Source organism: Rhodoplanes tepidamans, from assembly GCF_030813915.1.
In the GTDB taxonomy this organism is placed as follows: Bacteria; Pseudomonadota; Alphaproteobacteria; order Rhizobiales; family Xanthobacteraceae; genus Rhodoplanes; species Rhodoplanes tepidamans.
Genome location: NZ_JAUSUJ010000001.1, coordinates 289,663 through 314,280, shown reverse-complemented (window position 1 = coordinate 314,280; position 24,618 = coordinate 289,663). Strand labels below are relative to the sequence as shown.

Below are 24,618 nucleotides of genomic sequence, written 5' to 3'. Positions count from 1 at the left end.
CTCGCGACCGCTGCCGCCGGCGCGGGCCTGCCCTGCGCCTGCCCGGGGCGCTCCTGCCATGGTCACGAATGTCATATTAGTGTCATATCTGAGCTGACTCGCACGCCCGTCCGGTCCATAGCTGCGGCTCCGTCCGCGACTCGCCGCCCGGCGAGGCCTCCGGACGGATCGTTCCCCTGCGGGCCGCCCCCGACGCTCCGGTCGCGGCGCCCGGCACCGATCGCTGGAAGGACGGAATGCTCGGCTGGTTCCAGGCGCTCATGCCCAAGGAGGAGCGCTTCTTCGATCTGTTTGCCCGCCACGCCGAGACCGTGGTGGCCGGCGCCGAGGCGCTACGCGGGGTGCTACGCGGCGGTGCCGAGATTCCCCACTACTGCCGGGTGATCGTCGAGCGCGAGACCGAGGCGGACGAGATCACCCGGGCGGTGCTGATGGCGGTGCGGCGCAGCTTCATCACGCCGTTCGATCGCGGCGACATCCAGGGCCTGATCTCGTCGATGGACGATTCCATCGATCAGATGCACCAGACCGCCAAGGTGATCACGCTCTACGAGGCAGACCGCTTCGATCCCTGCATGACCGAGATGGGCGAGATCATCCTGCAGGCGGCCGAGCTGGTCCGCCGGGTGGTCCCCCTGCTCCGCGCGATCGGCAGGAACGTCGCCCAGATCAACGCCCTCACCGAGGAGATCACCCGCATCGAGGAGCGCGCCGACCAGCTCCACGACAAGGGCCGCAAGCAGCTCTTCCTGCAGCACCGCCACGGCGACGCCATGGCGTTCATGGTCGGCATCGAGATCTACGGCCACCTCGAGAAGGTGGTCGACCGGTTCGAGGACGTCGCCAACAAGATCAGCGACATCGTCGTCGAGCAGGTGTGAGGCGGCCGGCATGGATGCGACGCTCGCGCTGCCGCTGCTGATCGGCCTGATCGGCGTGGCGCTGCTGTTCGACTTCCTCAACGGCCTGCACGACGCCGCCAACTCGATCGCCACCATCGTGTCGACCCGGGTGCTGCGGCCGCATTACGCGGTTGCCTGGGCCGCCTTCTTCAACTTCGTCGCCTTCCTGTTCTTCGGCCTGCACGTCGCCCAGACGATCGGCACCGGCATCGTCGACGCCAGCGTGGTGGACGCCCGGGTGGTGTTCGGGGCCCTGATGGGCGCGATCTCCTGGAACGTGATCACCTGGGTGTTCGGCATCCCGTCGAGCTCGTCGCATGCGCTGATCGGCGGACTGGTCGGGGCCGGCATCACCAAGGCCGGCGCCGGCGCGGTCGTGTTCTCCGGCCTCGGCAAGACCGCCGCGGCGATCGTCCTGTCGCCACTCGTCGGCTTCTCGCTGGCCCTGCTCCTGGTGCTGATCGTCTCCTGGATGCTGGTGCGGCAGACCCCGTTCGCGGTCGACACCGCCTTCCGCTCGCTGCAGTTCGTCTCGGCCTCGCTCTACTCGCTCGGCCACGGCGGCAACGACGCGCAGAAGACGATGGGCATCATCGCCGTCCTGCTGTATTCACAGGGGCACCTCGAGGGCGGCTTCCACGTCCCGTTCTGGGTCGTCATCACGTGCCAGGCCGCCATGGGCCTCGGCACCCTGTTCGGCGGCTGGCGCATCGTCCGAACCATGGGGTCGAAGATCACCCGGCTGACGCCGCTGCAGGGGTTCTGTGCCGAGACCGGCGGCGCCATCACGCTGTTCATGGCGACCGGGCTCGGCATTCCGGTGTCGACGACCCACACCATCACGGGCGCGATCGTCGGAGTCGGGGCGGCGCGACGGGTGTCGGCGGTGCGCTGGAACATCGCGGGCAGCATCGTCGTTGCATGGATCGTCACCATGCCGGCGGCTGGCGTGATCGGCGCCTCGTTCTATCTTCTCTGTGGTCTCTTCGGCTGAGGACGTGCGGTGGCCCGACGACAGACACGGGATCCCTCCAAGGAGAAAGCCAAGCGGCCCCTCCAGTACGCCGCCGTGCCCTATCGGCGGACCGAAGGCGGCGTCACCGAGGTGATGCTGATGACGTCGCGCGAGACCCGCCGCTGGGTGATCCCGAAGGGCTGGCCGATCCGCGGTGCCAAGCCGCACGCCTCGGCGGCCCGCGAGGCGCTGGAGGAGGCCGGGCTGATCGGCCGCGCCGGGCCGGAGGCGATCGGCTCCTACCGTTACGACAAGCGCCTGAAGAGCGGCGTCGCGACCCGCTGCAAGGTCGACGTGTTTCCGCTGGCCGTGACGGGACAGCGCAAGCGCTGGCGCGAGAAGGGCCAGCGCAAGCTGCGCTGGTTCACGCTGGCGGAGGCCGCCAAGGCCGTGCAGGAGCCCGGCCTGCGCAAGCTCCTGCGCCAGCTCGACGCCCTGGTGCCGGACGCCCCCGGCGCGGAGGCGTGACGGCCTGCCGCGTCGCCTCCGCGCCGGCTCCTGCAACCGCGCCCCGGGTGGGGCGGAACGAACCGGTGAATGCCGGGAAGATTGCGCAATTGCGCCCTACATCCGTACCCGATCCGTGGGAGACCTCGGCCCGGACGCGCGCCGCCTGCCGCCCTGCACCGGCGCGCGCACCGGAGTTCGTCATGTCCCGTACCCGTTTCCGCCCGCTCCACACCGGTGCCGCCGTCCTGTCGGCGGTCGCCTGCGCGGCCGTGCTCGCCTCCACCACCGCGCCGGCCGTCGCGGCGCCCGACTGCCTCGCCGCCCCCGACGACACGCCGACCGAAGGGCGACGCTGGTACTACCGGCTCGACCACGCCAACAACCGCAAGTGCTGGTATCTCAGGGCGCCGGGCGAAGCCCGCGCGGCATCGCCCGCGGGCGGCGAGGCGAGCGACAGCGGCCCGGCGTCCGTTTCGGCCACCCCGGTGCCGGCGACCCCGCTGCCGCCCGGCGCCGCAGCGACGCCGGCCGAGCCGCTCGCCGGGGCGCCCGTCGCGGCCGCGACCGGCCGCGGCGTCGACGGCCGGGGCGCCCCCGAGCACCCGTCGCATCCGCTGACCGACGCCGAGCGCGAGGCCCTGTTTCGCGAGTTCCTCGCCTGGCGACTGCAGCAGCCCGCCGATTAGGCAGCCGTCCGGCCCTGCCCGCGTTGACGGCCGGGGCGCATGTGATATGGGGCGGCCGTGCCCCGTCCGGCCGCCGGCCGGCGCCCCCGCCACCCTCACCGAGACGTCTCAATGAGCGCGAGCTACGTGATCGATCCTGCCCCGCAGGCGACCCTGTCCGTCGCCGGGTCGGACCAGCTCTTCCCGGTCCGCCGCATCTGGTGCGTCGGCCGCAACTATGTCGAGCACATCCGCGAGATGGGGAACGACGAGCGCGAGCCGCCCTTCTTCTTCGCCAAGCCGGCCGACGCCGTGGTGCCGGACGGCGCCACCGTGCCCTACCCGCCGCTCACCAAGGACATGCACCACGAGGTCGAGCTCGTCGTCGCGCTGAAGGGCGGTGGCCGCAACATCCGGACCGAGGACGCGCTCGATCTCGTCTGGGGCTACGGGGTCGGCATCGACCTCACCCGCCGCGACCTGCAGATCGCCTCCCGCAAGATCCAGCGGCCGTGGGAGATCGGCAAGGCGTTCGACGCCTCGGCGCCGTGCGGCGCGCTGAAGCCCGCGTCGGAGATCGGCCACCCGTCGAAGGGCCGCATCACGCTGTCCTGCAACGGCACGCTGCGCCAGGACGGCGACCTCGAGCAGATGATCTGGAACGTGCCCGAGGTGATCTCGAAGCTGTCCGAGATGGTCGCGCTGGCGCCGGGCGACATCATCATGACCGGCACGCCGGCCGGCGTCGCCGCCACGGTCCCGGGCGACACGCTCGACTGCGCGGTCGAAGGCGTCGGCACCCTCACGGTGAAGATCGGCGCGCCGCTGGCGTGAGGGCGGCGGCACGGGGGCGGCGTCCGACCGCCTCGCGCCTCATGGTGAGGAGCGCCCCGCAGGAGCGCCTCTCGAACCATTCGGCCCGGCTGTTTCGAGGAGGCCGCCCTCGCCCTTCGAGACGCCCGCTTCGCGGGCTCCTCGGGGTGAGGGCGGAGGAGAGGTCCGGGAACGTGGCGCTCCCCCTCACATCCCGAGATAGGCCTGGCGCACCCGGTCGTCGGCGAGCAGGTCCTCGCCGGTGCCGGTGAGCGTGATGCGGCCGTTCTCCAGGACGTAGGCGCGGTCGGCGAGCTTCAGCGACATCGCGACGTTCTGCTCGACCAGCACGCAGGTGAGGCCGGCGGCGTTGAGGTCGCGGATGGTGCGCAGCACCTCGTGCACGATCGCCGGCGCGAGGCCGAGCGACGGCTCGTCGAACATCACGAGGTCGGGCTGGCCCATCAGGCAGCGCCCGATGGCCAGCATCTGCTGCTCGCCGCCGGACAGCGTGCCGGCGGTCTGCTTCAGCCGCTCCTCGAGGATCGGGAACATCTCGAAGACCCGCGCGAGCTGGCCGTCGCGCTTGTCGCGGGCGCGCGGCAGCAGCGCGCCCATCTCCAGGTTCTCGCCGACCGTCAGGCTGGGAAAGATCTGGCGGCCCTCGGCCACCTGGCCGATGCCGAGATTGCAGACCCGGTGGCTGGGCAGGCCGGCGATCTCCTCGCCGCGGAACGTGATGCGGCCGTGCGCCGGGCGGATCATGCCGGCGATGGTGCGGATCAGCGACGTCTTGCCGGCGCCGTTGGCGCCGACGATGGCGACGATGCTGCCCTCGGCCACCTCGAAGGAGACGCGGTCGAGCGCCTGGGCGTCGCCGTAGAACACGTCGAGATCGCGGACCTGGAGCATCAGATCGACTCCTGGCCCAGATAGGAGGTGATCACCTTCTGGTCGCGCACCACGTCTTCCGGCTTGCCCTTGGCGATCGGCGCCCCGTGATGCAGCACCAGCATGTGGCCGGCGAGCGCCATCACGGCCCGCATCACGTGCTCGATCAGCAGGATGGTGACGCCCATGTCGCGGTTCACGCCGCGCAGGATCTCGACCATCCGGTCGGTCTCGGTCGGCCGCAGGCCCGCCATCACCTCGTCGAGCAGCAGGAGCTTGGGGTCGGTGGCGAGCGCCCGGGCGAGCTCCAGGCGCTTGCGGTCCGGCAGGGTGAGCGCCGAGGCGCGGAAATCGCGCTTGTCGAACAGGTCGAGGGTGGCCAGCACGTCGCGGGCGTGGCGGCGCGCCGCCGCCATCTCGGTGCGGTGCAGCAGCGCGCCGATCACCACGTTGTCCTCGACCGTCAGGGCCGGGAACGGGCGGACGATCTGGAACGTGCGGGCGACGCCGAGCCGGCAGACGGCGTCGGGCGTGCGGCCCGAGATGCGCTCGCCGCGGAACGTGATGGTGCCCTCGTTGGGGGCCAGCACGCCGGCGATCATGTTGAACAGGGTCGTCTTGCCGGCGCCGTTCGGGCCGATGACGGCGAAGATCTCGCCGGCCTCGACCGTGAACGACACCCGGTCGACGGCGATCAGGCCGCGGAACCGCTTGCCGACGTCGACGACCGAGAGGAGCGCGCTCACGAGCGGCGCCTCGCGAAGCCGAGCCGCTGCGACAGCCACGGCCACACCCCGGTGGGCACCAGATAGATGATCGCCATCAGGATGAGGCCGAAGAAGATCGCCTTGGCGCCGGGCGCGTTGATGCCGGCCTTCTCGGTGACGGCGATGAGGATCTCGCCCAGCGGGGTGAGCACGAAGGCGCCGATCACCGGGCCGAACACGGTGCCGGTGCCGCCGACGATGGGCCCGAGGATCAGCTCGATCGAGCGGCTCATGTCGAACAGCTGCGCCGGGAACAGACTGTTGTAGTAGAAGGCGTAGAACACGCCGCCGACCGCCGTCATCGACGAGGAGATCAGCACGGCCTTCATCTTGGCCCGGAACACGTCGATGCCGAGGGCGCGCGCCGCGGTCTCGTCCTCGCGGATGGCGAGCCACTGGTAGCCGAGCCGCGAGCGCGCCAGGAGCGCCGTCAGCAGCACGGCCAGCACCGCCATCCCGAAGGCGAGATAGTAGAAGAAGACCTGGCTGCCGCGCAGATTCCACCACTCGCCGAGCCGGCTCTCCTCGTAGGGGATGAACAGGCCGCCGGCGCCGCCGACGAAGCCGATGTGGTCGAAGCCGATGCGGGTGAACTCGGCGAACGCGATGGTGAGCAGCGAGAAGTAGACGCCCTCGATGCCGAACCGGAAGCCGAGCCAGCCGATCGCCGCGCCGAAGGCGGCGGCGATCGCCACCGAGGGCACCACGCCGAGCCACGGCCCGATGCCGAAATGCACCCACAGCGCCGCCGAGATGTAGCCGCCGAGCCCGACATAGAGGGCGTGGCCGAGCGACAGCTGCCCGGCATAGCCCATCATCAGGTTCCAGGCCTGCCCCACATAGACGAAATAGAGGATCAGGGTGAGGACCGAGAGCAGATAGCGGGTCGCCGCCACGGGAGCGAACAGCAGCACCAGGAAGGCGAGCGCGACCGCCACCTGCCCGCGCCCGTTCATGTCGCGCCACAGCGAGATCATGCCGGCTTCTTTCCGAGCAGGCCCTGCGGCCGCAGCACCAGCACGGCGACCAGGAGGGCGAAGGAAAACATGCTCTTCATCGACGGGGCGATGAGGAAGCCGGCGAGCGCCTCGGAGACGCCGATCAGCAGCCCGGCGACCAGCGCGCCCGCCATCGAGCCGAGGCCCCCGATGATGACGATCGTGAAGGCGAGCAGCGTGTAGGCCGGGCCGAGGCTCGGCACCGCGTCGGCGATGGTGATCATCAGCGAGCCGGCGGCGCCGACGCAGGCGAGCCCGATCCCGAACGTGATGGCGTAGAGCTTGCGCACGTCGAGGCCGACGACGGCGGCGCCGACCAGGTTGTCGGCGCAGGCGCGGATCGCCGTTCCGGTGCGGGTGAAGCGGAAGAAGCCGAACAGCGCCGCGCACACCGCGAGCGCCGCCACGGCGGCGTAGACCCGCACCTTGTCGACGAGCAGCGGGCCGATCATGTAGCTGTCGAACGCATAGGGCAGGTTCGCCGGCTGGGCGTCGGGCCCGAACACGATCAGCACGGCGTTGACCAGCACGATCGCGACGCCGACCAGCAGGATGAACTGCTCGTGCTCGGGCCGCCCGACGAAGGCGTTGATCAGGGTGCGCTGCAGGGCGAAGCCGACGACGAAGAAGGCGAGCGCGATCGGCAGCATCGCGATCAGCGGGTCGAGCCCGAAGGCCCGGAACAGCACGAAAGCCGCGTACATCGCCACCACGGCGAATTCGCCGTGGGCGAAATTGACGAGCCGCACCACCCCGAAGATGACCGACAGGCCGAGCGCCATCAGGCCGTAGAGCAGGCCGGTCAGGATTCCCTGGACGACGACGTTGAGCCAGATCGAGAGCATCGGGATGAACTGACGTGAACGCACCCACCCGGGCGGCGGCCCCGAAAGGCCCCGCCACGGACAGGTGCCGGAAGTGTGACGGAGGAGTTACCCCAGGTCGGCGACCGGGCGCAACCTCCGTTCTCGGCCGGCGCGGATGCGCATCGCGCGGGACGCGGCGGGCCGGAGCGGTCCGGCCCGCCGAAGGACGATCAGGAGCGGCCCTGCCAGGGCGGCATCGGCAGCACCGGGGCGGCGACCGCCACCTCGGGCGGCAGCACCACGGTCGGGGTGCGGTTGCGGTTCTGCACCACCGAGGCCTGGATGTCGTTGTTCTGGCCCTTCTCGTCGAAGCGGATCGGGCCGCCCGTCATCACGTGTTCGGCGATGTCGGTCGCCTTCACGGCCTTCATCAGCGTCGGCCCATCGGCCGTGCCGGCGCGCTTGAAGGCGTCCGCCGCGATCATGATCGCCTCGAACGTGAAGCCGGCGTTGAAGCAATCGACCTCGAAGCGGTTCGAGGGATGCGCGGTCTTGTAGGCGGCGGCGAGCGCCTGGGTGACCGGCGACTTGGCGTTCGCCCAGGGCAGATTGAAGATGTGGAAGTCGGCGAGCGGGCCGAGCGCCTGGTAGAACTCCTCGTCGTAGAGGCCGGGCGAGCCGGGCGAGATGATCGCCTTCGGCTCGTAGCGCTGCCGCACCATGTCACGCACCAGCTTGATCGCGTCGGACGAGCGGGTGGTGACGAGCACGAGCTCCGGCGCGACGGCGCGGATCTTGGTCACCTCGACGGCGAGGTCCTGCGCCTTCGGGTCGTAGGCGATCGATTCGACCAGCGGGAACGGCATCTGGGCGGCCGGGAACAGCTTGTCCATGGCGGCCCGCTGGGCGGTGCCGAAGGTGTCGTTGGCGTGCACGAACACGGCGTTCTTGAACTGGACGTTGGTCGCCGCCATCAGGTCCTTGACCAGCTTGAGGCCGTTGCCGACCAGCTGGGCATTGGTGAGGAAGTTGCGGACCAGATACTGATAGCCCTGCTCGGTGAGCTGCGGCACCGAGGCGATGTTGATGACGAGCGGCACCTTGCGCTGCTCGCACACCTGCGCCATCGCCAGCGTCGCGCCGGACTCGAAGGCGCCGACCACGGCCTGGGCGCCCTCGGCGATCGCCCGCTCGGTCTGGGTGCGCGCCACGTCGACATTGGACTCGAAGTCGATGTTGATCAGCTCGACCGCGTAGCCGAGATCGGCCAGCACCTTCGGGGCCACCACGGCGCCGCGATGGCAGGACTGCCCGGCCGCCGCGAACAGGCCCGACCGTGGCAGCACGACCGCCACCTTCAGGGCCTTGGCCTGCGCCCGCACGATCGCGGGCGCCGCCAGCACCGCGCCGGCGGCCGTGGCGCCGGCCAACACATCACGCCGGCTGGGCCGGGAACGGGTCTCGCAACGCATGGGCACTGTCCTCCTGGAAAAGCTTTCCGCCCGTTGAAAATTGGCGCGGATCGTAGGGGGACGGCCGGGAGCGGGCAAGCGCCTCTTCGGCGGGGCCGGACTGCCCCGCACGGCGCCGGACGCGGCCTCAGCCGGACACCGGGAGGCGGCGTGGCGGGCGGAAATCGGCGATCTCGGCGAGCGCCCGGGGCTCGATCAGCCGCACCGAGGCGGCCCGGGTCTCGATCAGCCGCTCACGCTTGAGCTGCTGGAGCGTGCGATTGACGTGGACCACACTCAACCCGAGCGCGTCCGCCATCACCTCCTGGGTGAGCGGCATCGGCACGAAGGAGCCGAGCGGGAAACCGATCTCGTCGAGCCGGTGGCCGAGCTCGACCAGCAGATGGGCGATGCGCTCGTAGGCGGTCTGGCGGCCGAGCCGGACCACGTGGTCGAGCAGGCAGGCCTCCTGGCGGGCCTGGGCGACCGCCCAGGCGCAGGCCAGGCCCGGGAAGCGGTCGGGCTCGCGCGCCATCTCCCACAGGCAGCCGGTGCCGGCGATCGACACCGGGGTCAGGGTCACGGCCGAGGTGGTGGCGACCGGCGCCGCCCCGAGCGGATGGCCGAACAGGTCCCCCGGGAGCAGGAAGTCGAAGATCTGGCGACGGCCGTCGGAGAGCATCCGCAACCGGCAGGCCCAGCCGGCCAGCAGTGCGCCGGGCTTGGCCAGCGGCTCGCCCTCGACATAGAGCTCGACCCCGGCCCTCACCTCGCCGGGCGCCGCGCAGCTCTGTCGCACCATCGAGCGCTCCTGGTCGGACAGGGCCGCGAAGCCCGACAGGCGCCGCCACAGGAACTCGTGCGGCCTGCGGTCGACCGCGCGAAGACTGCCCGCACCGATGGCCATGTCGCTCTGCTTCATCGTCGCTCTGCTTCATCCCTCCTCGCGCCGAAGCGCCCGGTCCGGCCGGGGCATCACCTCCCGGCGGAGCGACCCTGGTGGAACGGGCGGTCGGCGGCGGCGTTCCGCGGCGCGGCGACGAGGCTCGGTGCGGTCCGCCCGGCGTCCCACCCAGGGTTTCGCCCAAAGACGAGCAAATCATGTCGGCGCCGCGCCGCCCACCGATCGAGACGCGTGTTCACCGAGTTGTGTCGGCATATCGACCAAGTCTCCCTACCGAGGAACCGGAGCCGGGGCCCCGCGATTTCTAGAAAGACTCGAACAACGCGATCACGAACACGCGATCGGCTCGCCGAGTACGTTGTCCGAGAAAGTAAAACGCTCTTTCATTAACCCATGGCAAGCTTGAGATATTTTTTTGCGTCGGGAACGCCGGTGCACGCCCCCGCTTTCGTTTGCAGGAGGCTGTACCGGTTTGATCCGGACAGCCGGCCGGCCGCGCCGATCGACGGCCGCCATCGATGCCGAAGCATCCTGGTCCGTCGGATCGGACCCCCGCGCGGGCGAGCGCCGCAAGGCCGCCCGCAAGCCTCGAAGGAGTGACCATCGATGTGCGACTACAGCCTGCAACACGTCGCGACGCGTGCCGCGAAGGTCGGCGATCAGCTGGTGACCACCAAGTTCAACAACTCGATCACCCGCGGGTTCTCCGAGGTCGGGGTGCCGAACGTGGCGGTCTGCATCCTGCCCGGCACCGAGCTCGCCTTCGACCGCGAGGTCGAATGCGATCACGCTCTCGGCTTCTTCCCGAGCCGGAAGCTGAAGGAGCGGGTCGCCCGGTTCCGCCAGATCAACATGGACAACCCCTACGAGCACCATGACGCCCTCGAGTTCCCGAGCGGACAGGTCGTCCTGCTGACCCGCCTGTGCGAAGGCCAGATCGCGACCGTGCTCCAGCTCCCGGCCGGCGTCGGCGGATCGGAGCACGAGCACCATCACGAGCATGCGGGGCCGACAATCGAGGCCACGGCCGAGACGCCCGCCGAGCCTGCTGCGACGCCGTCCGACCGCGCCGTGGTCTGACGCCCGCAGGCGTCCTGGCCCATTCGCGTTTCACGAGACAGGTCGCCGGGATACACCCGGCGACCCCGTATTGTTGCGCCGCACCCCGAACGATTCCACGCCTCGAACGTTGATGCATGGAGAGCACCGAACAACGGTGCCGCAGTCCTTTCCGTGCGCGATTGCCTTCCGCTTCGGCATCACGCCTCTGGCACAAGATGGAAAAAAATTCGCGGGTGCGAAAATGACTTTGCGCGTCTGCGAAACTGTGGTGTGCTGATGATGGATCACGGCACGATGTTGGCGAGCGAGCCCTCCATGTTCGTACAAGAGCAGCAGCTTCACGGACACGACGAGATCGTCCGCTTCCTCGAGACGATCAAGAAAAAGGGCCTGATTTCCGAGTATCTCGTGAGCTGGAACGGCCGCGACGGCCGGCTCACGCCGAAGGTCACCGTGTGGCGCACGGACGGCACCCTGCCCGTCCACCGGGTGAAGGGCACCATCGCGCGGAAGCTCTTCGGCCTCATTCCGGCCGAGCGCATCAACATCATCGCCGAGCAGGCGCACGGCTGAGCCGCAGGCGGCGGTCCTTTCCACGGCGCCGTCTTTCCACAGCGACATCGTCCAAAGCACCATCGTCCAAAGCACCATCGTCCACGGCGCCATCGCACAGCGCGACGCCGTCCACAGGACCGCCGTCCAGAGGGACGCGGTCGACAGGAATACGTTCGACAGCGATACGGCGGCAGCGGTCGAGGTCGGGCCGATCCGGCCGCAACCTCACGTCACCATGCCGGCCAGCACCTGGGCGACCAGCTGCTCGCGCCGGGTCGCGGTGCGGCACTGCCTCACGGTCGCCGAAAAGCCCTCCAGCACGCCGGTCTCGAAGGCGGTGACCACCGTCTCGTGCACGTAGCTCCTACGGCAGATCGCCGGGGTGTTGGTGAGGCTGTCCGCCGCCTGGCGCACCGCCTCCAGGACCTGCCGGCGGCGGCCGCGGGGGGTCGGCGCCGGCACGGTGCGGGCCAGCGTCTCCAGCACCATGGCGGAGGCGCACAGGGTGCGGAAGTCCTTCAGCGAGATGCGGTCGCCGGCGATGTCCTGCAGGAACACGTTGATGTCCTGCCGCCGCACGATCCGGATCGCGCCCTCGTCGTCGCGGTACTGGAACAGCCGGCGGCCGGGCACCGCGAGCAGCTTGGTCACCGCCGCCGTCAGGCGCGGCGCGGCGACCGCCTTGCGCACCTCCTTGCCGCCCTTGGCCCGGAACGACAGCACCACGGTGTCGCCTTCGACCCGCACGTTGGACTTCAGGAGCGTCGCCGCGCCGCGGGTGCCGCGCTGGCGCGCATAGGCCTCGTCACCGGCCCGGATCGCCGTGCAGGCGATCAGCTCGATGGCGCAGGCGAGCGTAAAGGACCGGTCCGGCGTCTCAGTCGCGAGGTGCCGGGTCACGGCGCGGCGCACCACCGGCAGCCGCTCGACGAGGCGCAGCAGGCGCTGTGCCTTGCGGCGCTCGCGCACCTGCACCCAGTCGGGATGATAGCGGTACTGCGTCCGCCCGGCCTCGTCGCGGCCGATCGCCTGGATGTGGGCGCGCGGATCGGCGGCGAAGCGCACGTCGGTATAGGCCGGCGGCACCGCCAGCGCGGCGAAGCGGGCGAGCGCGTCCGGATCCCGGATCGGATCGCCGTTTTCCGATATGTAGGAAAAGCCCCGGCCGCGGCGAACGCGGCGGATCGACAGGCTGTCGGCCTCCACGCGCACGAGCTTCAGCTTGCCGGCCAGACGATCGGTGCGAGGACGGGAGCCGGCGGCGGCACGGGATGCCGGCGCGGCCGCGGACGCGGCGGAGGAGTGGAGCATGGGGGAGGTTCCGGTTCTTGTTCTTAGCGAAAAATCAATCCCGGCCGCGCCATCCTGGTTCCGGGCCGCGTCCCGCCCGACCCGCCGCGTCCGGCCCGCGGCGGGCGGCGCCGGCCCGCCCGTCCTGGAATTCCCGCGCCGGAATGCCTACATTCAGGCATTGTGACTCGCCCTTCCGTTCATCCTCACCGCGCTGTCAGGTGACCAATGCAAGTTCCTGTCGAGATCGCTTTCCACAACATCGACTCGGCCGACTGGGCGGAGACGATGATCCGCAACCGCATCTCGGAGCTGGAGCGCCTGTTCGACCGGATCACGTCCTGCCGGGTCCGGGTCGATCAGCGGGCCAAGTCGAACGGCACCTCGATCCCCCCGGTCGTGCGCATCGAGATCGGGATTCCGGGCCGCGCCGACCTCGTCGTGAGTCACGAGCCCGAGCATCTGCAGCGCAAGTACCAGCGCCCCGACCTGCAGAAGGCGATCAACGAGGCGTTCCGGATCGCGGAACGCCAGCTCGTCGGCCTCAAGGAGCAGCGCCAGGGCAAGACCAAGGCGATCTACAGCGACGCCCAGAACCAGCGCCTCGGCCAGGTCGCCGAGGTGCAGCCCGACCAGGACTTCGGCTATCTGGTCACGTCGGAAGGCAGCCTGCTCTACTTCCACCGCAACAGCGTGCTGGCCGGCGACTTCGACGCGCTCGGACGCGGCGACGAACTTTATTATGTCGAGGGCGTTGGCGACACGGGCCCGGTCGCCACCAAGGTGCGGGTGAAGGCGGCCGAGTGAGGCCGCGCGACAGTGGCGGCGACGAGCCCCGGCGCGCGAGCGCGCGCCGAACCGCAGCCGACACTGTCGAGGACGCCTGCCCGTGACGAACCGACCCGACGGCCCCGCTGGGAACGATCCCGAGAAAGACTCCAAGAAGCGCGACAAGCACGGCCAGCAGGGCACGAACGAGCCGTGGAAGGAGCCGGGCCAGCGATCGCAGCAGACCGGGCACCAGGACCAGGTGGCGCCGACCGGCCGCCGCCCGGCCGGCGGTCAGAACGACTGACGGCGGCGCCGCTCCGGCTCCGCCGCCACCGACGGCACGCCCCGGCCGACCGTGCATGCCGGGGCGGCGACGTCGCGGCATGCGCTGACAAATCCTGCCGAGCGTGATATCTGAATCGATGGTTGCGCTGCAGAAACCGCGGCGGCCGGCGTCTTCGATGCATGGTCGCAACGGGGGACGACTTCGAAACGACGACCTCGTCGAAACGACGACTTCGGCCGGCGGCTCGCCACGGACCTCCGAAACAAGGTCATCCGAGACAGGACCGCCCATGAACCTTCAGACCCCCGTCGGCCGCCGGACGCGCAGCGCCTCCAGCACCGCGGTCGACTTCGGCACCATGCGGGCCAACGCCCGCGAGGCCAGTGAATTCCTGAAAGCGCTGTCGCACGAGGCCCGGCTGGTCATTCTCTGCATGCTGACCGAGGGCGAGAAGTCGGTGAGCGAGATCGAGCAGACCGTCAAGCTGCGCCAGCCCGCCGTGTCGCAGCAGCTCGCGCGGCTGCGCGCCGACGATCTGGTCGAGACCCGCCGCGACGGCAAGAACGTCTACTATTCGCTCGCCCGCCCCGAGGTCCGCGAGATCATCGCGGCCCTGCACAAGTCCTTCTGCAAGCCGCCGCGCCGCGGCCGCTGATCCGCTTCGCCCGACGGCTTCGCGAAACGCCGACCGATGGCTTTCGCCCGGCTCTCGCCCCACGCGCGGGAGCATGCTTCGCTGCGCTGTTTCTCGATCCCGGGGGGACGACGTGACGAAACCGATCATCGCCGTCGTAGGCGGCGGCCTCATGGGCCACGGCATCGCCTGGCTGTTCGCGGCGTCCGGCCATCCGGTCCGCATCTTCGAGCCGACCGAGGCGGTGCGCGCCGGTCTGCCGGACCGGCTCGGCTGCATCGCCGACCTCGTCGGTCGCGATCACGGCGTCCTCGATGCGATCGCGATCCACGATCGTCTCGCACCGGCCGCCGCCGGCAGCGCCGTGGTGTTCGAGGCGGCGCCCGAGAAGCTCGATCTCAAGCGTGCCCTGTTCGCCGAGCTGGAAGCCGTGGTCGCGCCCGAGACCATCCTGGCCAGCAACTCCTCGGCCATCCCGAGCACCGAGATCGGCCGGCACCTGCGGCATCGCGACCGCGTCGTCGGCACCCACTTCTGGAACCCGCCGCATCTCGTGCCGCTGGTCGAGGTGATCCAGACCGAATGGACCAGCGACGCGACGGTCGCGACCACCATGGCGGTGCTGCGCGACGTCGGAAAGCAGCCCGTGCACGTGCGCCGCGACATTCCGGGCTTCATCGGCAACCGCCTGCAGCACGCCCTCAAGCGCGAGGCGATCGCCCTCCTGGCCGCTGGCGTCGCCGATGCGGCGACCATCGACATGGTGGTGAAGAGCGGCTTCGGCGCCCGGCTCGCCGTGCTCGGTCCGCTGGAGCAGAGCGACCTGGTCGGGCTGGACCTGACGCTCGACATCCAGGAGACGCTCGTGCCGCATCTCGACCGCTCCGCCGCGGCGAGCGACTTCCTCCGCCGGAAGGTCGCCGAGGGCAAGCTCGGCATGAAGACCGGCGAGGGCTTCCGGCGGTGGACGCCGGAGGAGGCCGAGGCGGTGCGCGAACGGCTGAACCGGACGCTGGTCGGCCCGCGCGAGCGCTGACGCGGCGCCGCGCCGCAGCCCATCGGACGACGCTCCGGTCCGGGCGACGCCGGCTTGACACCGGTCAAGCGTGGCGCACACTCGCGCTGTTACCATGCGTGTACGATGCGGGAGACGGCCCGCCGAAGTGCCGCGGCCATGCTCGGCCGCGTGCGCACCGTCGCCGATCCGTGGTCAGGCCGAACGGAGGGCGTTCGCATGGACGTGATCTTCGCATGGACGTGATCGAGGACTATCTGCGCGATCAGGCGGTGAAGTACCGCGAGCTCGCCGAGAAGGCCGGCGACGACTTCGTCCGCAAGGAGCTGATCGAGCTGGCGGCGGTCTGCGAGGAGGTCGCCAACGACATCGAGGACCGCCTGACCAGCGGCTGAGGGCGCGCCGCACGCCGCGTCCGCCGGTCCGTGCCCGGCCCGGCGCGACGGCGGTTCAGCGTCGCCGTCTTCAGGCGCGCGCGTTCAGGCGCCCGCATGCACGGGCGGGCGCGGTGCCCCGCGCCGTCCGCCGGCCTCGATCGTTCCGCCGGCTTCGACCGTCATGTCATTCGGCGAGCTCGTCCCGGCCGTTCTCGAGCGGGCCCGGCCGGGGCGACCGCCGGGGCGCCGCCCGGCGCAGCTCCGCGCCCTCGAGCGGCGCCGCGTCCGGCGCGTCGGTGGACGCCGGCACCGGCGCCGCGCCGAGCAGCTGCTTGCGCATCGTGCGGATGTGGCGCCGCGCCGCCTCCTCGGCCGCGTCCGGATCGCGCGCCACGATCGCAGCGAGGATCGCCGCGTGCTCATCGGCCGCCCGGGCCTTGCGGGCGTGATGATCGGCCGGCCGCATCCGCACCATGCGGAACAGGTTCAGCGAGCCGCGCAGCATCGTCTGCAGGGCGGGGTTCTTGGCGGCCTGCGCCAGCGCGTCGTGAAACTCGACCAGCGCCAGCGTGGGCTCGGCGTCGGTGACGGCCGGATCGGCCGCGCAGGATTCCAGCCGCGCGATGTCCTCGGGCTCGGCACGCTCCGCCGCGAGCCGGGCCGCCATGCCCTCGAGCGCCTCGCGGATCGCCAGCATGTCGGCGATGTCCCGCTCGTTCGGCGCCTTCACCGAGGCACCGCGGCGCGGCTCGATCACCACGAGGCCGACCTGCTCCAGCCGCCGCAGCGCTTCCCGCACCGGCGAGCGGCTGGTGTGGAAGCGCTTGGCGATGTCGGGCTCCGACAGGCGCTGGCCGCTTTTCAGCGTGCCCTGCACGATGAGGCGCTCGAGATGCTGCTCGATCTGGCGCGACAGCGAAACGAGCGCCGGAACGTCGAAGGACAATTCGGAATCGGTCATGGCACGACCTGACAGGCTCGACCGACGTGACGGAAGCTCGCCCGACGCATGCACGGCATGTCCGGGCGCCGGCCTCGGCCGCGCGGTTCTCATCGCTACATCGCCCGGACGCGTCCTCGATCTTGCCGACGGACGGCAGCTGCCGCGACCGGGACCAGCTGCAGGCGCGAGAGCGCGCCTGCTCGGCAAACGACTTAGACACCTAATTCCCGGGGCGCGCCATTAGTCCTATCACGGGGGTAGTAAAAGACCGTGGTCGACCATCGAGAAAGCGGCTTTTCCGGGCGTTCCGCTGGGCGTTCCGCCACCGTTCCGCCGCCCGGCGGCCGCCCCGGCCGGTGGCGCGGCGGCGGTTCGGCCTCCGCCGATTCGTGCTACAAGCCTCGTTCCGCTTTCAGAACCGAGCAGCGCCGCGCCGGGCGGCAGATCGCAGATCCAGGACAGCCTTCCGACATGACTTCGCCGATCGATTCTGTCGTGAGTTCCGCCCTCCCCGCGTCCCCGTCGCCCGCCGCCGACCCGCTCCACTTGGCGCACGGGCTCGGCTTCGCCGACCTCTACGCGCGCGACGGCTTGGTGCGCCTGGACGCCGCCTTCGTGGCCTGGCTGGCCGCGGCCGACGCTGCGCTGCACGACCGGCTGATGGTGGCACGGGCGGCGGCCGACACGCTCGCCGCCAAGGAGGAGTCCGAGCTGCTCGTCGCCCTCGCCCCGCATGTCGAGGACTTCCTGGCCGACCTGTTCGGCATCGGCGCCGAGGTGCGGGACCTGCAGGCGCGCCACCACGCCCTCGCCCCGCTCTACACCGTGAAGCGCCTGTTCGTGCAGCGCCGCGCCGCCAAGAAGTACGGACCGGCGGCGGCCGCCGCGTTCGACGGCGACGCCCTCGCCCGCGCCCTCGAGGAGGTGATGGGCGGACCGTTCGACGAGCTGCGTTTCGCCACCCTGGTGGCGCCGATCTTCGAGACCGAGGCCGAGCACGCCGAGGTGCTGGACCTCGCCGCCCGCTACGCCGCCTGGGCGCTGCACACCGAGGCAGGACAGCACCGCCATCGGGGCGGCGTGCTGTTCAAGGCGCCCGGCAAGATCGACCCGATGCGGCTCGTGCCGGTGGAGACCGAGGTGGTCGACGGCGTGACCATGTTCAAGCTCTCCGACGACCACCGCCGCTTCCGCGAGGGATTCGCCCTCACCGACTGCGGCACCGATCTCACCGGCGCGCTCGATCACGCCAATTACTGCATCTGGTGCCACAACCAGGGCAAGGACAGCTGCTCCCGCGGCCTCAAGGAGAAGGCCGGCGGCTTCCGCCGCAACGAGTTCGGCGTGCCGCTCGCCGGCTGTCCGCTGGAAGAGAAGATCTCCGAGATGAATCTGGTGAAGGCCGGCGGCCACACGATCGGCGCGCTGGCGATCGTCACCATCGACAACCCGATGTGCGCGGCGACCGGCCACCGTATCTGCAACGACTGCATGAAGTCCTGCATCTACCAGAAGCAGGATCCGGTCGACATCCCGCAGGTCGAGACCCGCGCCCTCAAGGACGTGCTGGCGCTGCCGTGGGGCTTCGAGATCTACTCGCTGCTGACCCGCTGGAACCCGCTGAACCTGCGCCGCCCGCTGCCCAAGCCCGACAGCGGCCGCAGCGTGCTGGTGGTCGGCCTCGGCCCGGCCGGCTTCACCCTCGCCCACCACCTGATGAACGACGGCCACGGCGTCGTCGCGGTGGACGGGCTGAAGATCGAGCCGCTCGATCCCGCCCTCTCAGGCGTCGAGATGTCGGGCGCGCGCGTGCCGTTCCGGCCGGTCCGCGACCTCGCCGAGCTGGAGGAGAATCTCGGCACCCGCGTGATGGCCGGCTTCGGCGGCGTCGCCGAGTACGGTATCACGGTACGCTGGAACAAGAACTACCTGAAGCTGATCCGCCTGCTGCTGGAGCGGCGCCGCCAGTTCAAGATGTTCGGCGGCATCCGGTTCGGCGGCACGCTGACGATCGACGACGCCTTCGCCCGCGGCTTCGATCACGTCGCCCTGTGCACCGGCGCCGGCAAGCCGACCGTGGTCGACATGAAGAACGGCCTCGCCACCGGCGTGCGCCAGGCCTCCGACTTCCTGATGGCGCTGCAGCTCACCGGCGCGGCGAAACCCGACAGCATCGCCAACCTGCAGATCCGCCTGCCCGTGGTCGTCATCGGCGGCGGCCTCACGGCGATCGACACGGCGACCGAGGCGCTCGCCTACTACCCGCTGCAGGTGGAGAAGTTCCTGGCCCGCTACGAGGCGCTCGCGGCGGAGCGCAGCGAGGCGCAGGTGCGCGCCCTGTGGAGCGAGGCCGAGACCATCGTCGCCGACGAGTTCATCGCGCATGCCCGCGCGATCAGGACGGAGCGCGAGGCGGCGGCGCGCGACGGGCGGCCGCCGCGGCTCGCCGACCTGGTGCGATCGTGGGGCGGCGTCACCGTCGCCTATCGACGCCGCATGGTCGAGGCGCCGAGCTACACGCTCAATCACGAGGAGATCGCCAAGGCGATGGAGGAAGGCATCGGGTTCGCCGAGCGCCTCTCCCCGACCGAGGTGCTGCTCGACAATTACGGCCACGCCCGCGCGCTCAAGCTCCAGCGGCAGGGCGACGTGCCCGGCGAGGCGGAGGTGACGCTGCCGGCCCGCACCATCGTGGTCGCGGCCGGCACCCAGCCGAACACCACGCTGGCCCGCGAGGACGCCGCCATGGCGCTCGACGGCAAGTATTTTCGCGCGCGCGACGAAGGCGGCGGGACCGTCAGCCCCGAGCGCATCGCCAAGCCGTCCGTCGCCCATGTGCTGACCGACATCCGGGCCGACGGCCGCGCCGTCAGCTTCTTCGGCGACCTGCACCCCTCCTTCGCCGGCAATGTCGTGAAGGCGATGGCGAGCGCCAAGCAGGGCTTTCCCGTGGTGGCGCGCCTGCTGGCGAAGCTCGACACCGTGCCGGCCGACCGCGCCGCGCTGTACCAGGGGCTCGACCGCGAGCTGCGGGCGACCATCCATGCCGTCAACCGCCTCACCCCGACCATCGTCGAGGTGGTGGTCGAGGCGCCGGCGGCGGCCCGCGCCTTCGAGCCCGGCCAGTTCTATCGCCTGCAGAACTACGAGACCTTCGCGACCCGGGTGGACGGCACCGCGCTCGCGATGGAGGGTCTCGCCCTCACCGGCGCCTGGGTCGACCGCGACCAGGGCCTGCTGGCCACCATCGTGCTGGAGATGGGCGGCTCGTCGGATCTCTGCGCGACGCTGCGCCCCGGCGAGCCGGTGATCCTGATGGGCCCGACCGGCGCCCCCACCGAGATCGAGCCGGGCGAGACCGTGCTGCTGATCGGCGGCGGCCTCGGCAACGCCGTCTTGTTCTCGATCGGCGAGGCGGCGCGGGCCCGCGGCGGCAGGGTCCTCTACTTCGCCGGCTACAAGCAGATCCGCGACCGCTACAAGGTGGCCGAGATCGAGCGCGCCGCCGACGCCATCGTCTGGTGCTGCGACGAGGCGCCCGGCTTCTCGCCCGAGCGGCCGCAGGACAAGGCCTTCGTCGGCAACATGGTGGCGGCGCTGGAGGCCTACGCGACCGGCGCCCTCGGCGACCAGCCGATCGATCTCGGCGATGTCGACCGGGTCGTCGCCATCGGCTCCGACGGCATGATGGCGGCGGTCGCCCGCGCCCGCCACGGCATGCTGGCCGCGCATCTCAAGCCCGGCCACAAGGCGATCGGCTCGATCAACTCGCCGATGCAGTGCATGATGAAGGAGATCTGCGCCCAGTGCCTGCAGGTCCACCGGGACCCGGCGACCGGCACCGAGACCGTGGTGTTCTCCTGCGCCAACCAGGACCAGGAGCTCGACCGCGTCGACTTCGCCAACCTGCGCGGCCGCCTGTCCCAGAACGGCACGCAGGAGAAGCTGACCAGGCAGTGGATCGACCGCGCCCTGCGCCGCCTCGACCTTCGCGGGCCCATCGCGGGGTGACGACACCGTTGCTTCCCCCGTGGCACGGAGCCGGTTCTCCCTCTCCCCGCGCGCGGGGAGAGGAGCAGAGCGCAGGCAGATGCGCCTGGTGAATCGAGAACAGCGATCATGGACTGGACCGACATCGCCCTGCGGCTCGCCGCCGCCACCGTCATCGGGATGGTGCTGGGGCTCAACCGCGACCTGCACGGCAAGCCGACCGGCATGCGCACCCTCGGCCTCGTCGGGCTCGGCGCGGCGCTCGCCGTGATGGCCGTGATCGACCCGACGGTCGGCCGCGGCGACGGCCTCAACGCGGTCAGCCGCGTCGTCCAGGGCATCCTGACCGGCATCGGCTTTCTCGGCGCCGGCGTGATCGTGCGCGGCTCCGGCGACGCCCGGGTGCGCGGCCTCACCACGGCCGCCTGCATCTGGGTGACGGCGAGCCTCGGCGCCGCCTGCGCGGTCGCCGCCTGGCCGGTCATCGCCATCGCGGTGCCGCTGTTCTTCTTCGTGCTGGTCGCCGGCGGCCCGATCGAGAAGGCGCTGCGGGCGCGGTTCGGCCGGCCGGTCGAGAACGGGACCGACAGCTCCGAACGGCCCCCCGCCTGACCGGCACGTCCGGGTCGGTCCGCCGCCCCGGACGGGCGCTCCGCGGCCCCGGCGTTTTCCCTACGCGAAGGCCCGTAAGCGAAGGATTATCCTCTGGGTGGTATGATGCTTCGCCGAGGGGAAACTGACCGATGCGTACCGTCACCGACATGACCGGCACGGTCCACTCCGCGACCCTTCTCGGGATGGGCATCGTGCTGGCGGACACCGCCCGGCGGGGACATCACGACCTCGCCCGGGAGATCGCCGCCCACCTGGAGCTCCGGCTCGACGAGCTCGCCCCCGTGGTCGACGAGGTCGACCTGCGCGAGCTCCGGGCCGTGCTCGACGGATGAGGCGAGCGGCCTCCCGACCCTGCTCGTCGCCCGCATGAAGCGCCAGCGGGATGCGGGGATCCGCGCGGGTAGCCAGGACGCGATGCCGTTCCCGCATTCCGCCCTGCGGGCTGCCTGCGGGCTACGATCAGCATGCGGGCTCCGAACCGACGGCGCACGCGTCCCGCTCACCCGGTCTTGAACGCCTCCCGCTCCTTCAGCGCCTTCACCACCTCGGGCCGGCTCAGCACCGACCAGATCTCGCGCACCGCCTCCTCGGTCGACTCCGCGCTGGCATCGCGGAACCGCTCCATCACGCCGCGCAGATCGAGGATCGCGCGGTCGACCGAGGGCGGCAGCGACAGCGTCATGGTCGGGGTGTTGAACGGCCCCTTGGGATCGAGCAGCCGGCCGACCGCGTCCATGACGCGGTCGAAGTCCGGCCTGTCGTCGCGCAGCGCGGCGGCGATCAGATTGTAGGCGCGGGCGAGCAGGTCGTGCAGCGCCGCCTCGTTCATTGCTGCGACCGGCTGACGAACTTGTGGAAGCGCGACACCTTGCCGTCGGCGGTCTTGTCCTGGTGCAGGAAGGCGAGATCGGCCTCCTCGAACTTCTCGAAGAACTCGTCCCAGCTCAGCGTGTCGAGCTTCTCCTCCTTGGGATCGAAGTCGACCCGAAGGATGCCGGCGTGCTCGCCGCCCGTCTCGGTGCCCTTGACGGTGGCCGGATGCCCGCCGCGCTCCTCCACCCATTTGCGGATGGCCTCGTGATCGGTGGTCGTCTTGCCCTGCGACATCGGCTCCTCCTGGGTCCTGCCGGTTCCGGCGGCACTCGGCCGCCGCATCCGTTCGGAAACCGCCGGGCGCCCTCGCGTGTTCCACGCCCATCCGGATCACGGCGATACCGGCGAAAGGAGCCGAATGGACGGGCTGTGGAGCGGCGATGCGTGGATGGCGGCGATGCGGCGCGGCGACTTCTCCGCCGCCTGGTCGATCAGCGACGGCGTGCTCGCCGAGCGTCGCGCGCGCGGCGACACCTGCTGGCACTGGCCGCGGCACCGCCAGTTCGTCTGGAGCGGGGCGCCGCTGGCGCGACGCCGCGTGCTGGTGCGCTGCTATCACGGCCTCGGCGACACGCTGCAGTTCATCCGCTTCGCCGCGCCGCTGCGCAGGATCGCCGCGCATGTCGCCGTGTGGGTGCAGCCCGCGCTGCTGCCGCTCGTCGCGACCGCCTCCGGCGTCGATGTCGTGCTGCCGCTGCACGACGGCACCCCGGACGTCGGCTACGACGTCGACATCGAGATCATGGAGCTCGCCCATGCGCTGCGGGTGACGCCCGCGACGCTCGGGCCGGTGCCCTACCTGTTTCCGCAGCGGACGACTGCGTGCCTGCGCAGCGCCCGCTCCGCCGAAGCGCGTGCGCCGCGGCCGAGGCGCATCGGCTTCGTCTGGAAGGCGGGCGGCTGGGATCCGGAGCGCTCGATCGCGACCGACGCGATGGCGGCCCTGTTCGCGCGCCTCGCCCGCCGCGGCATCGAGCCCCTCGTCCTGCAGCGCGGCCTCGCGGCCGACGATCTCGCCGCCCTGCCGGCGCGCGACATCGGCAGCGACGACGTCGTCGTCACGGCGAACCGCATGCGCGCACTCGACCTGATCGTCTCGGTCGACACCATGCCGGCGCATCTCGCCGGCGCGCTCGGGCTTCCCTGCGTGACGCTGCTCCGCGACGACTGCGACTGGCGCTGGATGCGCGGGCGCGACGACACACCGTGGTACCCGACCATGCGGCTCGTGCGGATGCCGCCGGACGGCGGCTGGGCGGACGTGCTCGCCCGGCTCGAGACGCTGCTGGACGACCCCGACGAGCGCTCCGGGAACCATCGTTCCGAGCAGACGTTGGCGAAACGTACTTAGGTTCGTGCGCACCGCCGACAGGGCGCGGCGGACACAGAACCGAGTGGAAGACACACGAAGTGGAAGACACAATGAGCCGGACGAACCGATGACGAGTGCCGCATCACCGAGCGTCCGCGTCGGCATCGTCGGTGTCGGAAACTGCGCCTCCGCCCTCGTCCAGGGCCTCACCCATTACCGCGACGCGCACGAGAACGAGCCGGTACCGGGGCTGATGCATCCGGATCTCGGCGGCTACCGGGTACGCGACGTGGAGATCTCCGCCGCCTTCGACGTCAACGCCCACAAGGTCGGCCGCGACGTCGCCGAGGCGATCTTCGCCTCGCCCAACAACACCATTCGGTTCGCGACCCCGGCGCCGCTCGGCGTCACGGTGGCGCGCGGCCGCACCCTCGACGGCATCGGCCGCTGGCTGACCGAGGACGTGCCGGAATCGCCGGAGCCCGAGGCCGACATCGGGCGGATCCTGCGGGAGACCCGCACCGACGTGCTGGTGTCCTACCTGCCCGTCGGGTCCCAGAAGGCGACCGAGTACTACGCCGAGCACGCCCTCGACGCCGGCTGTGCCTTCGTCAACTGCATTCCGGTGTTCATCGCCTCGGACGAGGCGTGGCGCCGCCGCTTCGCCGCCCGCGGCGTGCCGCTGATCGGCGACGACATCAAGAGCCAGGTCGGGGCGACAATCGTGCACCGCGTGCTCGCCAACCTGTTCGGTGAGCGCGGCGTCCGCCTCGCCCGCACCTATCAGCTCAATTTCGGCGGCAACTCCGACTTCAAGACCATGCTGGAGCGCGAGCGGCTCGACTCCAAGAAGATCTCCAAGACCCGTGCGGTGTCGAGCCAGCTCGACATGCCGCTGGCGCCCGGCGACATCCATATCGGTCCGAGCGATCACGTGCCATGGCTCGAGGACCGAAAATGGGCGCATATCCGGATGGAGGGCATGGGGTTCGGCGGCGCCCCGCTCAATCTCGAGCTCAAGCTCGAGGTGTGGGATTCGCCGAACTCCGCCGGCGTCGTGATCGACGCGGTGCGCTGCGCCCGGCTGGCGCTCGACCGCGGCATCGGCGGCGCGCTGGAGGGGCCGTCCAGCTGGTTCATGAAGTCGCCGCCCGTCCAGTTCACCGACCACGAGGCGCACGCCCGCCTCGAACGCTTCATCGCCGGTGAGGCCTGACCACCGGACGGTGCTGC

The 24,618-nt window shown here is 70.8% G+C and carries 27 protein-coding genes; 17 read left to right on the top strand and 10 right to left on the bottom strand.

All coding sequences use genetic code 11. The annotated features are described in order from the left end of the window. Positions 1–236 precede the first annotated feature (236 nt). The 5 genes from J2S22_RS01430 (at position 237) to J2S22_RS01410 (ending at position 3,866) form a co-directional block, all read left to right on the top strand. On the top strand, positions 237–881 hold the full coding sequence (locus J2S22_RS01430; RefSeq protein ID WP_272776301.1) for a DUF47 domain-containing protein: 645 nt from the start codon (positions 237–239) through the stop codon (positions 879–881). Between the two features lie 10 nt (positions 882–891). Next, the gene (locus J2S22_RS01425; protein WP_272776302.1) at positions 892–1,896 is read left to right on the top strand and encodes an inorganic phosphate transporter; all 1,005 of its coding nucleotides are present in this window, start codon (positions 892–894) and stop codon (positions 1,894–1,896) included. Between the two features lie 9 nt (positions 1,897–1,905). Then, entirely contained in the window at positions 1,906–2,385 is a 480-nt protein-coding gene (locus tag J2S22_RS01420) for an NUDIX hydrolase (protein ID WP_370878159.1), read from the top strand. 182 nt (positions 2,386–2,567) lie between these two features. Next, entirely contained in the window at positions 2,568–3,053 is a 486-nt protein-coding gene (locus J2S22_RS01415; RefSeq protein WP_272776303.1) for a hypothetical protein, read from the top strand. A gap of 111 nt (positions 3,054–3,164) precedes the next feature. After that, positions 3,165–3,866: a fumarylacetoacetate hydrolase family protein gene (locus J2S22_RS01410; protein WP_272776304.1), complete on the top strand. Its 702-nt coding sequence runs from the start codon at positions 3,165–3,167 to the stop codon at positions 3,864–3,866. A 186-nt stretch (positions 3,867–4,052) separates the two neighbouring features. On the opposite strand, the gene J2S22_RS01405 is transcribed toward J2S22_RS01410, so the two are convergent. The 6 genes from J2S22_RS01405 to J2S22_RS01380 all read right to left on the bottom strand — a co-directional run bounded on the left by J2S22_RS01405 (position 4,053) and on the right by J2S22_RS01380 (position 9,680). Then, positions 4,053–4,757, bottom strand: coding sequence for an ABC transporter ATP-binding protein (locus tag J2S22_RS01405; protein WP_272776305.1), 705 nt, complete (start codon positions 4,755–4,757; stop codon positions 4,053–4,055). Next, the gene (locus tag J2S22_RS01400) at positions 4,757–5,482 is read right to left on the bottom strand and encodes an ABC transporter ATP-binding protein (RefSeq protein ID WP_272776306.1); all 726 of its coding nucleotides are present in this window, start codon (positions 5,480–5,482) and stop codon (positions 4,757–4,759) included. Before J2S22_RS01400 ends, J2S22_RS01405 begins: the two co-directional genes overlap by 1 nt. Next, entirely contained in the window at positions 5,479–6,480 is a 1,002-nt protein-coding gene (locus J2S22_RS01395; protein ID WP_272776307.1) for a branched-chain amino acid ABC transporter permease, read from the bottom strand. The genes J2S22_RS01400 and J2S22_RS01395 overlap by 4 nt, the downstream gene beginning before the upstream one ends. Next, on the bottom strand, positions 6,477–7,346 hold the full coding sequence (locus tag J2S22_RS01390) for a branched-chain amino acid ABC transporter permease (RefSeq protein WP_272776308.1): 870 nt from the start codon (positions 7,344–7,346) through the stop codon (positions 6,477–6,479). The genes J2S22_RS01395 and J2S22_RS01390 overlap by 4 nt, the downstream gene beginning before the upstream one ends. Positions 7,347–7,537: 191 nt before the next feature. After that, positions 7,538–8,737 (bottom strand): ABC transporter substrate-binding protein, encoded by a 1,200-nt coding sequence (locus J2S22_RS01385; RefSeq protein ID WP_272776309.1) that lies wholly within the window; start codon positions 8,735–8,737, stop codon positions 7,538–7,540. Positions 8,738–8,906: 169 nt separating this feature from the next. After that, positions 8,907–9,680, bottom strand: a complete 774-nt coding sequence (locus tag J2S22_RS01380) for a Crp/Fnr family transcriptional regulator (protein ID WP_272776310.1) — start codon at positions 9,678–9,680, stop codon at positions 8,907–8,909. Positions 9,681–10,268: 588 nt separating this feature from the next. On the opposite strand from J2S22_RS01380, the gene J2S22_RS01375 reads away from it, so the two are divergent. Then, positions 10,269–10,742: a hypothetical protein gene (locus J2S22_RS01375; RefSeq protein WP_272776311.1), complete on the top strand. Its 474-nt coding sequence runs from the start codon at positions 10,269–10,271 to the stop codon at positions 10,740–10,742. 252 nt (positions 10,743–10,994) lie between these two features. Beyond that, positions 10,995–11,297 (top strand): hypothetical protein, encoded by a 303-nt coding sequence (locus tag J2S22_RS01370; RefSeq protein ID WP_272776312.1) that lies wholly within the window; start codon positions 10,995–10,997, stop codon positions 11,295–11,297. A 207-nt stretch (positions 11,298–11,504) separates the two neighbouring features. Here J2S22_RS01370 and J2S22_RS01365 read toward each other — a convergent pair whose 3' ends face one another. Further along, positions 11,505–12,590, bottom strand: a complete 1,086-nt coding sequence (locus tag J2S22_RS01365) for a DNA topoisomerase IB (RefSeq protein WP_272776313.1) — start codon at positions 12,588–12,590, stop codon at positions 11,505–11,507. 207 nt (positions 12,591–12,797) lie between these two features. Here J2S22_RS01365 and J2S22_RS01360 point away from each other — a divergent pair, with 207 nt between their 5' ends. The 5 genes from J2S22_RS01360 to J2S22_RS01340 all read left to right on the top strand — a co-directional run bounded on the left by J2S22_RS01360 (position 12,798) and on the right by J2S22_RS01340 (position 15,670). Beyond that, a complete protein-coding gene (locus J2S22_RS01360; protein WP_272776314.1) occupies positions 12,798–13,376 on the top strand; it encodes an HPF/RaiA family ribosome-associated protein in 579 nt (192 codons plus the stop codon). Positions 13,377–13,458: 82 nt separating this feature from the next. Next, positions 13,459–13,644, top strand: coding sequence for a hypothetical protein (locus J2S22_RS01355; RefSeq protein WP_272776315.1), 186 nt, complete (start codon positions 13,459–13,461; stop codon positions 13,642–13,644). A gap of 340 nt (positions 13,645–13,984) precedes the next feature. Next, on the top strand, positions 13,985–14,281 hold the full coding sequence (locus J2S22_RS01350) for an ArsR/SmtB family transcription factor (protein WP_272776436.1): 297 nt from the start codon (positions 13,985–13,987) through the stop codon (positions 14,279–14,281). A gap of 112 nt (positions 14,282–14,393) precedes the next feature. Then, on the top strand, positions 14,394–15,296 hold the full coding sequence (locus J2S22_RS01345) for a 3-hydroxyacyl-CoA dehydrogenase family protein (RefSeq protein ID WP_272776316.1): 903 nt from the start codon (positions 14,394–14,396) through the stop codon (positions 15,294–15,296). Positions 15,297–15,511: 215 nt separating this feature from the next. Beyond that, on the top strand, positions 15,512–15,670 hold the full coding sequence (locus tag J2S22_RS01340; protein ID WP_272776317.1) for a hypothetical protein: 159 nt from the start codon (positions 15,512–15,514) through the stop codon (positions 15,668–15,670). Positions 15,671–15,836: 166 nt separating this feature from the next. Here the strand turns inward: J2S22_RS01340 and J2S22_RS01335 are convergent, their stop codons facing one another. Continuing rightward, positions 15,837–16,613: a GntR family transcriptional regulator gene (locus tag J2S22_RS01335; protein WP_272776318.1), complete on the bottom strand. Its 777-nt coding sequence runs from the start codon at positions 16,611–16,613 to the stop codon at positions 15,837–15,839. A gap of 477 nt (positions 16,614–17,090) precedes the next feature. Between J2S22_RS01335 and J2S22_RS01330 the strand changes: the two genes are divergently transcribed. The 3 genes from J2S22_RS01330 to J2S22_RS01320 all read left to right on the top strand — a co-directional run bounded on the left by J2S22_RS01330 (position 17,091) and on the right by J2S22_RS01320 (position 21,532). Next, entirely contained in the window at positions 17,091–20,606 is a 3,516-nt protein-coding gene (locus tag J2S22_RS01330; protein ID WP_272776319.1) for an FAD-dependent oxidoreductase, read from the top strand. Between the two features lie 108 nt (positions 20,607–20,714). Then, complete coding sequence (locus J2S22_RS01325) at positions 20,715–21,197, top strand: MgtC/SapB family protein (RefSeq protein ID WP_272776320.1); 483 nt, start codon at positions 20,715–20,717, stop codon at positions 21,195–21,197. Positions 21,198–21,328: 131 nt separating this feature from the next. Continuing rightward, positions 21,329–21,532: a hypothetical protein gene (locus J2S22_RS01320; protein ID WP_272776321.1), complete on the top strand. Its 204-nt coding sequence runs from the start codon at positions 21,329–21,331 to the stop codon at positions 21,530–21,532. 167 nt (positions 21,533–21,699) lie between these two features. On the opposite strand, the gene J2S22_RS01315 is transcribed toward J2S22_RS01320, so the two are convergent. Both J2S22_RS01315 and J2S22_RS01310 read right to left on the bottom strand, forming a co-directional pair. Beyond that, positions 21,700–22,029, bottom strand: a complete 330-nt coding sequence (locus J2S22_RS01315) for a hypothetical protein (RefSeq protein WP_272776322.1) — start codon at positions 22,027–22,029, stop codon at positions 21,700–21,702. Further along, positions 22,026–22,307, bottom strand: a complete 282-nt coding sequence (locus J2S22_RS01310; protein WP_272776323.1) for a hypothetical protein — start codon at positions 22,305–22,307, stop codon at positions 22,026–22,028. The genes J2S22_RS01315 and J2S22_RS01310 overlap by 4 nt, the downstream gene beginning before the upstream one ends. Before the next feature lie 124 nt (positions 22,308–22,431). Between J2S22_RS01310 and J2S22_RS01305 the strand changes: the two genes are divergently transcribed. Both J2S22_RS01305 and J2S22_RS01300 read left to right on the top strand, forming a co-directional pair. Further along, positions 22,432–23,424, top strand: coding sequence for a glycosyltransferase family protein (locus tag J2S22_RS01305; protein WP_272776324.1), 993 nt, complete (start codon positions 22,432–22,434; stop codon positions 23,422–23,424). An 88-nt stretch (positions 23,425–23,512) separates the two neighbouring features. Further along, on the top strand, positions 23,513–24,601 hold the full coding sequence (locus J2S22_RS01300) for an inositol-3-phosphate synthase (RefSeq protein WP_272776325.1): 1,089 nt from the start codon (positions 23,513–23,515) through the stop codon (positions 24,599–24,601). The last annotated feature ends 17 nt before the right edge of the window (positions 24,602–24,618 follow it).

What these genes read in the sequence shown, in the direction of transcription:
- J2S22_RS01415 (WP_272776303.1), top strand. Translation starts at nt 2,568, where the DNA reads ATGTCCCGTACCCGTTTCCGCCCGCTCCACACCGGTGCCGCCGTCCTG.
- J2S22_RS01305 (WP_272776324.1), top strand. Translation starts at nt 22,432, where the DNA reads ATGGACGGGCTGTGGAGCGGCGATGCGTGGATGGCGGCGATGCGGCGC.
- J2S22_RS01300 (WP_272776325.1), top strand. Translation starts at nt 23,513, where the DNA reads ATGACGAGTGCCGCATCACCGAGCGTCCGCGTCGGCATCGTCGGTGTC.
- J2S22_RS01405 (WP_272776305.1), bottom strand. Translation starts at nt 4,757, where the DNA reads ATGCTCCAGGTCCGCGATCTCGACGTGTTCTACGGCGACGCCCAGGCG.
- J2S22_RS01320 (WP_272776321.1), top strand. Translation starts at nt 21,329, where the DNA reads ATGCGTACCGTCACCGACATGACCGGCACGGTCCACTCCGCGACCCTT.
- J2S22_RS01430 (WP_272776301.1), top strand. Translation starts at nt 237, where the DNA reads ATGCTCGGCTGGTTCCAGGCGCTCATGCCCAAGGAGGAGCGCTTCTTC.
- J2S22_RS01390 (WP_272776308.1), bottom strand. Translation starts at nt 7,346, where the DNA reads ATGCTCTCGATCTGGCTCAACGTCGTCGTCCAGGGAATCCTGACCGGC.
- J2S22_RS01425 (WP_272776302.1), top strand. Translation starts at nt 892, where the DNA reads ATGGATGCGACGCTCGCGCTGCCGCTGCTGATCGGCCTGATCGGCGTG.
- J2S22_RS01410 (WP_272776304.1), top strand. Translation starts at nt 3,165, where the DNA reads ATGAGCGCGAGCTACGTGATCGATCCTGCCCCGCAGGCGACCCTGTCC.
- J2S22_RS01360 (WP_272776314.1), top strand. Translation starts at nt 12,798, where the DNA reads ATGCAAGTTCCTGTCGAGATCGCTTTCCACAACATCGACTCGGCCGAC.
- J2S22_RS01310 (WP_272776323.1), bottom strand. Translation starts at nt 22,307, where the DNA reads ATGTCGCAGGGCAAGACGACCACCGATCACGAGGCCATCCGCAAATGG.
- J2S22_RS01365 (WP_272776313.1), bottom strand. Translation starts at nt 12,590, where the DNA reads ATGCTCCACTCCTCCGCCGCGTCCGCGGCCGCGCCGGCATCCCGTGCC.
- J2S22_RS01380 (WP_272776310.1), bottom strand. Translation starts at nt 9,680, where the DNA reads ATGAAGCAGAGCGACATGGCCATCGGTGCGGGCAGTCTTCGCGCGGTC.
- J2S22_RS01315 (WP_272776322.1), bottom strand. Translation starts at nt 22,029, where the DNA reads ATGAACGAGGCGGCGCTGCACGACCTGCTCGCCCGCGCCTACAATCTG.
- J2S22_RS01335 (WP_272776318.1), bottom strand. Translation starts at nt 16,613, where the DNA reads ATGACCGATTCCGAATTGTCCTTCGACGTTCCGGCGCTCGTTTCGCTG.
- J2S22_RS01375 (WP_272776311.1), top strand. Translation starts at nt 10,269, where the DNA reads ATGTGCGACTACAGCCTGCAACACGTCGCGACGCGTGCCGCGAAGGTC.
- J2S22_RS01325 (WP_272776320.1), top strand. Translation starts at nt 20,715, where the DNA reads ATGGACTGGACCGACATCGCCCTGCGGCTCGCCGCCGCCACCGTCATC.
- J2S22_RS01350 (WP_272776436.1), top strand. Translation starts at nt 13,985, where the DNA reads ATGCGGGCCAACGCCCGCGAGGCCAGTGAATTCCTGAAAGCGCTGTCG.
- J2S22_RS01340 (WP_272776317.1), top strand. Translation starts at nt 15,512, where the DNA reads ATGGACGTGATCGAGGACTATCTGCGCGATCAGGCGGTGAAGTACCGC.
- J2S22_RS01395 (WP_272776307.1), bottom strand. Translation starts at nt 6,480, where the DNA reads ATGATCTCGCTGTGGCGCGACATGAACGGGCGCGGGCAGGTGGCGGTC.